The organism is Cyanobium sp. BA20m-14 (assembly GCF_024346295.1).
In genome coordinates this window covers 1-5,993 of record NZ_JAGQCR010000196.1, presented here as the reverse complement: position 1 = coordinate 5,993, position 5,993 = coordinate 1, and the positions used below count along the sequence as shown (strand labels likewise).

General features: G+C 69.2%; 6 protein-coding genes, 1 tRNA gene and 1 pseudogene. 5 read left to right on the top strand and 3 right to left on the bottom strand.

From position 1 onward, the window contains the following. Window positions 1–216 (bottom strand): annotated as a pseudogene (locus KBZ07_RS15020) (tRNA (N6-isopentenyl adenosine(37)-C2)-methylthiotransferase MiaB); the annotation flags it as partial. Window positions 217–336: 120 nt separating this feature from the next. On the opposite strand from KBZ07_RS15020, the gene KBZ07_RS15015 reads away from it, so the two are divergent. Together KBZ07_RS15015 and KBZ07_RS15010 are read left to right on the top strand one after the other, a co-directional pair. After that, complete coding sequence (locus KBZ07_RS15015; protein WP_254932367.1) at window positions 337–1,434, top strand: dipeptide epimerase; 1,098 nt, start codon at window positions 337–339, stop codon at window positions 1,432–1,434. Beyond that, window positions 1,428–2,489, top strand: coding sequence for a DUF1611 domain-containing protein (locus tag KBZ07_RS15010; protein WP_254932366.1), 1,062 nt, complete (start codon window positions 1,428–1,430; stop codon window positions 2,487–2,489). The genes KBZ07_RS15015 and KBZ07_RS15010 overlap by 7 nt, the downstream gene beginning before the upstream one ends. Window positions 2,490–2,537: 48 nt before the next feature. Here the strand turns inward: KBZ07_RS15010 and KBZ07_RS15005 are convergent. Beyond that, window positions 2,538–2,610: transfer RNA gene (locus KBZ07_RS15005), tRNA-His, on the bottom strand. Window positions 2,611–2,683: 73 nt separating this feature from the next. Further along, a complete protein-coding gene (locus tag KBZ07_RS15000; protein WP_254932365.1) occupies window positions 2,684–2,896 on the bottom strand; it encodes a hypothetical protein in 213 nt (70 codons plus the stop codon). A 107-nt stretch (window positions 2,897–3,003) separates the two neighbouring features. On the opposite strand from KBZ07_RS15000, the gene KBZ07_RS14995 reads away from it, so the two are divergent. The 3 genes from KBZ07_RS14995 to KBZ07_RS14985 form a co-directional block, all read left to right on the top strand. Then, window positions 3,004–3,429, top strand: a complete 426-nt coding sequence (locus KBZ07_RS14995) for a DUF4359 domain-containing protein (protein ID WP_254932364.1) — start codon at window positions 3,004–3,006, stop codon at window positions 3,427–3,429. Next, window positions 3,429–4,709 (top strand): amidohydrolase family protein, encoded by a 1,281-nt coding sequence (locus tag KBZ07_RS14990; protein ID WP_254932363.1) that lies wholly within the window; start codon window positions 3,429–3,431, stop codon window positions 4,707–4,709. The genes KBZ07_RS14995 and KBZ07_RS14990 overlap by 1 nt, the downstream gene beginning before the upstream one ends. Continuing rightward, a partial coding sequence (locus KBZ07_RS14985) for an FAD-binding oxidoreductase (RefSeq protein ID WP_254932362.1) occupies window positions 4,702–5,993 on the top strand: 1,292 nt, incomplete at its 3' end. The genes KBZ07_RS14990 and KBZ07_RS14985, both read left to right, overlap by 8 nt.

Sequence of the window (5,993 nt, the reverse complement as noted above, 5' to 3'; positions counted from 1 at the left end):
CTGCTCGGCGCTATCGCGGATTGTGCAGGTGTTGTAAAGCACCAACTCGGCGCTGTGCTCGTCTGTGCCGGCCCGGTAGCCCATGGCTTCCAGGATCCCGGCCATGCGCTCGGAATCCGCCTTGTTCATCTGGCAGCCAAAGGTGGTGATCCAGTAGCTGCCGCGGGGGACGTTGGTGCTGAGGTTGGTGGCCGTCATGCAACTAGTTTCGGCCATCAGGGTTGGCGGCTGGCGGGAAAAGGGACCTGGTCTGGTGTCCTGGAATCTGTACACGCTGTACGGATTCCAGGACGTGTGCCAGACCCGTGTCAGCTTGAGACCAGCCCCTTCGCCCTGATGCAGCTTCGCCTGCAACGCTTTCAGCTCACCAAGGCCGTGCCCCTGGCCATCAGCCGCGGCACGACGGCTGCGGTGGAGCACCTGCTGGTGAGCCTTGAGCACGACGGGCTCACGGGCATAGGCGAGACCGGCGGCTTTGAAACCGGCCACCGCCATTACGACATCGATGCCGTTGCGGCGGAGCTGGAGGCGGTTGCCCCCCAGCTGGCCGCCCTGGCGCCGGAGCCCCTGCAGGCCTTGGAGCCCCTGCTGGCCGCCCTGAGCCCCCCGGCCCGTTGCGGCTTGGATCTGGCCCTGCACGACTGGTGGGGCAAAAGGTTGAACCAGCCCCTGCACCGGCTCTGGGGCCTGGATCCAGGCGCCTGTGTCGCCACCAGCGTCACCCTTGGCTTAGGTACGCCCGAGGCTGTCCTGGCGAGGCTTGAGCGCTGGTGGCTGCAGTTGCCTGCCACCCGCATCAAGCTCAAGCTGGGCAGCCCCGCTGGCATCGCCCACGACCTGCCCCTGCTGGAGGGGGTGGCTACCGCCCTCGAGCAGCGGCGCCAGCAGACGGGTAGAGCCTGCGAGCTGCAGGTGGATGCCAACGGCGGCTGGGATCTGGCCACAGCCCGGGCCATGCTCGAGCCCCTGGAGCGGGCCGGCGTGGTGCTGCTCGAGCAGCCCCTGGCGCCCCTGCTGGATCCGGAGGCTGACAGCGCTGGTTTTGCGGCCTTGCATGGCGAATCTCCCCTGCCCCTGGTGGCCGATGAGAGCTGCTGGCAGCTGGCCGATCTGCTGCGGCTGGCCCCCCACGTGGATGGCATCAACATCAAGTTGCTTAAGAGCGGTGGCCTTGGCGAGGCCCTGCTGCTGGCCCAGACGGCTCGCCGCCTGGGTTTAGGGGTGATGCTGGGGTGCTACTCGGATGGCGCCCTGCTCAATGGCGCGGCAGCCCAGCTGCTGCCCCTAGTGACCTGGCCCGATCTCGATAGCCATCTCAACCTGGTGGACGACCCCTTCACCGGATTGACCCTGGAGGGAGACGTGCTGATTCCGCCAGCGGGCCCCGGCCTTGGCATCAATCTGGGTATCTCCATGGGGCAGGCGTCATGTTGAGCCCAAGCGCTCCGGTCGTGCTGCTGCTCCACGGCGGCCTCGACGACCTCAGCGGCAAGACCGGTTTGGCGATGTTGCGCTATCGCAGTGGGCCAATTGTGGCGGTGATCGATCCGGCTTTCGCTGGCTCCGACCTGCAGCAGGTGAGCGGCATTGAGCGGGCTGTGCCGGTGGTGGCTGATATGGCGGCGGCACTGGCCTACGGGCCCGAGGTGGCGGTGGTGGGGCTGGCCCCCTCCGGTGGCCGCCTGCCACCAGCGATGCGGACCGATCTGCTGGCGGCGCTGGAGGCGGGGCTGAACCTGGCCAGTGGCCTGCACAGCCGCCTTGGCGATGATCCCGAGCTGGCTGCCGCCTGCCGCCGAGCCGGCCAGTGGATCTGGGATCTGCGCCAGGAGCCGGCTGGCTTGGAGGTGGCGGCCGCGCGAGCTGCTGCCCTGCCCTGCCGCCGGGTGCTGGCCGTGGGTTCGGATATGGCCGTGGGCAAGATGAGCGCCTGCTTGGAGTTGCAGGCTGAGGCCAGGCGCCGCGGCCTTGATGCCCGCTTTGTGGGCACGGGTCAGGCAGGCATCTTGATTAGCGGCCAGGGCGTGGCCCTCGATGCCGTGCGGATTGATTACGCCGCCGGTGCCGTGGAGGCGGCCGTGCTGGCCGCCGCCGTTGGGGCCGGGCCGCAGGCGTTGCTGCTGGTGGAGGGCCAGGGGTCGCTTTGCCATCCGGGCTCCAGCGCCACCTTGCCCCTGCTGCGCGGCAGCCAGCCCACCGAACTGCTGCTGGTGCACCGCGCTGGCCAGAGCCACGTGCGCACCCGGCCAGGGGAGGTGCCGGTAGCGATCCCGCCCCTGCCCGAGTTGATCGCGGCGCTGGAGGCCCTGGCGGCCTTGGGGCGTCCCGATGGCCTGCGGCCGCGGGTGCGGGCCGTGGCGCTCAACACCGCCCGATTGGACGCCGCCGCAGCTCAGCTTGCTGTTGCCGCCACCGCGGCCGAGCTCGGCTTGCCTTGCGCCGATCCGGTGCGGCATGGGGCTGGGGTTTTGCTGCAGGCGCTGCAGTAGTCACAAAAAAGCCGCCCCAAAAGTGGTGGGGACGGCTAGGGAATCAAGGGCGAGCGAGGGGATTCGAACCCCCGGATGGCGGCACCACAAGCCGCTGCCTTAACCGCTTGGCGACGCCCGCCGCGCCCTTGGAATGTAGCAAGTCGTGGCCTGTCAAGGCTTCTCACCCGTTGCGGCGACCTGCTTCAGCGCAGCTACCGCGGCCTCAGCCACAGGATTGGAATTGCCACCAGGCAGAGAATCCCCGCGCCTGTTTGCAGTTCGGGCAGCACGCCGGCCACTGGCACCAGCAGCGGCGAGCGCAGCCAGGGCCCGACTAGGTCGCGTAGAAATGCTGCTGAGTCGGCGTCGAGCAGGGCTGCTGCCAGGGCAGCCAGAAAGGCCGTGCCAATGAGCTTCTGGTCCATGCCCTTGCCCCTGGGCTTGCATTAGACAGGACGTTGAGGGTTGGGGCAAGGCGCCTGCCGTGGCGAGCAAAGGGTGCCAACCTTGATTGCCTGCAACTTTGCACCGTTTGGTCTGCCGTTCGGACACCCCGGCCCGCTTCGCATGGGCGCCTGGCTTGATCGTGCTCGCCCTAGCCGCTGGCGGGCTTGCCCTCACCAATCCATCCCCTGCTGATTTCCGCGCCTACGTCAGTGATCGCCTAGTGGAAGAGATCAGCAAGGAGCTCTGCGGTGATGGCGGCGTGCCGGTGCTGTTGCGGATGGCGATCAACAACTGTGTGGGGCTTGTTCAGGCCCAGCGAGCGGCCTTGGCGGCCGTGGTGCTCAGCCACACCCGCCGTCGCAACTACGGCCTGTTGAGTGTTTTCGAAAGTGAGCTGGGCGGCCAATCGCTGCTGCGCTGGCAGGTGCCGCGCTTTCGCTCCACCGTGGTGGGTGTAGCCGGTCAATTTGTGTTGATCAGCGCTGCCAGCGACCGTCCCGAGAGCCCCTAGTGAAGCTGCGCCTGCCCCGGGGGCTGCTGGATCCGCGCCTGGGCGGAGCCGAGTTTCGCGCCGATGCGGATGGGCTGGTGTCCCTGAGCATCGCTTTCGAGGCGGGACGGATCACGGCCATTTCGCCCCTGCCCGCCCAGGCGGCGGCGGCCAGCCTGCCCCTGGCCCTAACTCCCCTGATTGAGCCCCATACTCACTTGGATAAGGCTTTCAGCGCCGCCGCCTTTCCCAACCGGGAGGGCACGATGGCGGCGGCCTTAGCTGCTAACCAACGCGAATACGCTCAGCGCAGCGTTGAGCAGGTGGCTGAGCGGGCTGAGCGGGCCTTGGAGCGGGCCTGGCGCAACGGCGTGCGGGCGATCCGCAGCCATATCGATAGCGTTGGGGCTGGGGCCGAACCCAGCTGGGAAGCCCTGTTGGCGGCCCGTGAGCGCTGGCGCGAGCGGCTGGAGCTGCAGCTGGTGGCCCTGGCACCAATGGCCCATTGGCTCACGGCGGAGGGGCAGGCCCTGGCCCGGCGGGTGGCCGCTGGCCAGGGGCTGCTGGGTGGGGTGATCGGGCCGCCCTATGGCCAGGGTGCCGCTAGCCGCAACGTCGACCGCGAGGCCCTGCTGGCCCTGCTTGACCTGGCCGAGCGCCATGGTTGCGGGGTGGATCTGCACGTTGATGAGGCCGATTCCTGCCCTGGCGAGGGGGTGGCGATGGTGGCCCAGTTGGTGTTGGAGCAGCGCCGCGCCGTGGCGATCACCTGCAGCCACGCCAGCAGCATGGCCCTGTTGCCGCAACGCAACTGCGACCGGCTGGCGGATCGGCTGGCCGCCGCCAACATCGCCGTGGTAGCCCTGCCTACCACCAATTTTTGGCTGCTGGGGCGCCGGCCCGGGCGCACCCCCTGGCGGCGGCCCCTGGCGCCGATCCGCAGCCTGCAGCAGGCGGGCGTGAGGCTGGCTATCGGCGGCGACAACGTGCAAGACCCCTGGTATCCAGGTGGTGATTTCGATCCCATTGAGCTGCTGCGCTGGTCGGCGCCGCTCTGCCAATTGATGCCCTGGCAGCGGCTGGGCCTGGCCCCCTTCAGCACCGCCGCCGCAGCGGTGCTGGAGCTGGCCTGGGATGGGGTGGTGCGGCTTGGGGCCCCAGCCGATTTAGTGCTGCTTGGGTCTGGTAGCTGGGGGGAGCTGCTGGCCCGGCCGCCCCAGCGGCGGGTATTGCGTCAAGGCGTCTGGCTGCCGCCGCCCGAAGCTGAGAAGCCTTCACCCCTTTTGCCACCCCATGGCTGAGCGTTGCCCTGAGGCCCAGATCACTGCCCTGGCAGCTGAGCTGCGCCGGTTGGATTCGGCCCTGCCGCTGCTCGGGGCCGAGTCGCCGCTGGAGCTGGAGCGGCTCTCCCGCGACTACTACGACTACTCGCCGGTGCTGGTGCCCCTGCTGCAGGGCTGCCGCGCCCAGCTGGTGGCCAGAGCCACCACGGTGGAGCAGGTGCTGCTGGTGGCAGGAGCCTGTGCTCGCCAGGGCGTGCCCTTGACGGTGCGGGGTGCCGGCACGGGCAACTATGGCCAGTGCGTGCCGCTGGAAGGCGGGCTGGTGCTGGATCTCAGCGGCCTCAATCAGCTGCGCCAGCTGGATGAAGCCACCGGGGTGCTCGAGGTGGAGGCAGGCGCCTTGATGGGGGCGATCGAGAAGCAGTTGGCCCCCCGGGGCCGGGCCCTGCGGCTGGTGCCCAGCACGGTGCGCAGCGCCAGCATCGGTGGTTTTATCGCCGGTGGCTCCGGCGGCATCGGCTCCCTGCGCTGGGGTTTTCTGCGCGATCCCGGCAACCTGCTGGGTCTGGAGGTGGTAACCCTCGAGCCCGAGCCGCGGTTGCTGCAGCTCGATGCTGCGGCCAGCGCCCCGCTCAACCACGCCTACGGCACCAATGGCATCATCACTGCCCTGCGGCTGCCCACCAGCGAGGCGGTGGTTTGGCAGCAGCTGGTGGTGGGTTTCGAGCAGTGGGGGCAGGCCCTGGCGGCGGCCCAGGCCCTTACAAGCACGGCCTTTGAGCTGAATGCCATCACCGTGCTGGAGGCGCCGCTGGTTAGCCAGCTCCCCTGGCCGGCGGGCTGTCCGGCGCCCGAGCCTGGTGAGCAGCGCCTGTTGTTGCTGGCCGCCCCCGCAGCCCTGGAGGTGTTGCCGAGCTGGCTGGCGGCCAAGGGCGGAGCGCTGCGCTGGCAGGCTCCCCAGGGCCAGAGCCGGGGGCTGCCGCTGCGGGAGCTCAGCTGGAACCACACCACCCTGCATTGGCGCGCCCAGCATCCGGATTGGACCTACCTGCAGATGCTGCTGCCCCAGCCGGAGGCCCCCTGTCTGGAGCGCCTGCGGCAGCAATGGGGCGACGACCTGCTTTGGCACCTGGAGGCCGTGAGGCAGCAGGGTGCGGCCCGGCTGGCGGCCCTGCCGCTGCTGCGCTGGCGCGGCGAGGAGGCCCTGCAGCAGCTGCTAGACGATTGCCGCCGCTGCGGTGCCGTGTTGTTTAACCCCCACGTGATCAGCGTCGAAGATGGCGGCTTGGGTGTGATCGATGC

Bases quoted from the DNA above. Each gene is read 5' to 3' on its own strand.
- KBZ07_RS15000 (WP_254932365.1), bottom strand. From the start codon at position 2,896: ATGGACCAGAAGCTCATTGGCACGGCCTTTCTGGCTGCCCTGGCAGCA.
- KBZ07_RS15015 (WP_254932367.1), top strand. From the start codon at position 337: ATGCAGCTTCGCCTGCAACGCTTTCAGCTCACCAAGGCCGTGCCCCTG.
- KBZ07_RS15010 (WP_254932366.1), top strand. From the start codon at position 1,428: ATGTTGAGCCCAAGCGCTCCGGTCGTGCTGCTGCTCCACGGCGGCCTC.